Below are 831 nucleotides of genomic sequence, written 5' to 3'. Positions count from 1 at the left end.
GTGGCCGACCCGGCCTCCGCCGTCGCCGCGCTGGCCGCAACGGCGCGCCAGGTGCCCGCCCAGGCCGGCTGGGCCGAGCGCGTCTGGGAGACGCTGGCCTGGCGTCCCCCAGCCTGGGCGGAGCTCGCCGGCGCGCCGCCGGGCCCGATCCACCCGGCCACGCTGTGCCACGCCATCAACGACGCGCTGGCAGGGCAGGGCGACGCCACCTTCGTGTGCGACGGCGGCGAGGTCGGCCAGTGGGCGCAGTCCATGGTGAAGGCGCCCCGCCGCATCACCAACGGCGTCGCCGGTGCGATCGGCGTGGGCATCCCGTTTGCCATCGGCGCTCGCGCTGCCGTCGCGTCACCCACCCTGGCGCTGATGGGCGACGGGTCCTTCGGCTTCCACATGGCGGAGATCGACACCGCCGCCCGGCACGGCCTGCCCTGCGTGCTGGTGGTGGGCAACGACAGCCGCTGGAACGCGGAGCACCAGATCCAGCTGCGCGACTACGGCGCCAACCGCGCGCATGGCTGCGAGCTGGCGCCGGGCACGCGCTACGACCAGGTGGCCGCCGCGCTGGGCGGCCATGGCGAGCTGGTCGAGGACGCCGCCGGGCTGGCCCCCGCGCTGGCGCGCGCCTTCGCCAGCGGCAGGCCCGCGGTGGTGAACGTGGTCATCCAGGGCCAGCCGGCGCCAAGCCTCAAGCGCGCATGAACCTCGCCCGCCGCCCGCTCTACGCGCAGACCGAGGAGGTGCTGACGCAGCGCATCGCCGACGGCACCTGGGCGCCCGGCGCGCCCATCCCGGCCGAGCCGGAGCTGGCGGCGGAGCTCGGCGTCTCGCCCG

General features: G+C 76.8%; 2 protein-coding genes. Both read left to right on the top strand.

Annotated elements, in window-relative coordinates:
* On the top strand, positions 1-699 hold a 699-nt coding region (locus OZN99_RS32670), incomplete at its 5' end, for a thiamine pyrophosphate-dependent enzyme (RefSeq protein WP_270939334.1).
* On the top strand, positions 696-831 hold a 136-nt coding region (locus OZN99_RS32665; protein ID WP_270939335.1), incomplete at its 3' end, for a GntR family transcriptional regulator. The genes OZN99_RS32670 and OZN99_RS32665, both read left to right, overlap by 4 nt.

Source organism: Falsiroseomonas oryzae, from assembly GCF_027856955.1.
Taxonomy (GTDB): Bacteria; Pseudomonadota; Alphaproteobacteria; order Acetobacterales; family Acetobacteraceae; genus Falsiroseomonas; species Falsiroseomonas oryzae.
Note: the sequence above shows the minus strand (reverse complement) of the source record. Positions and strands in the feature narration are given on the sequence as shown.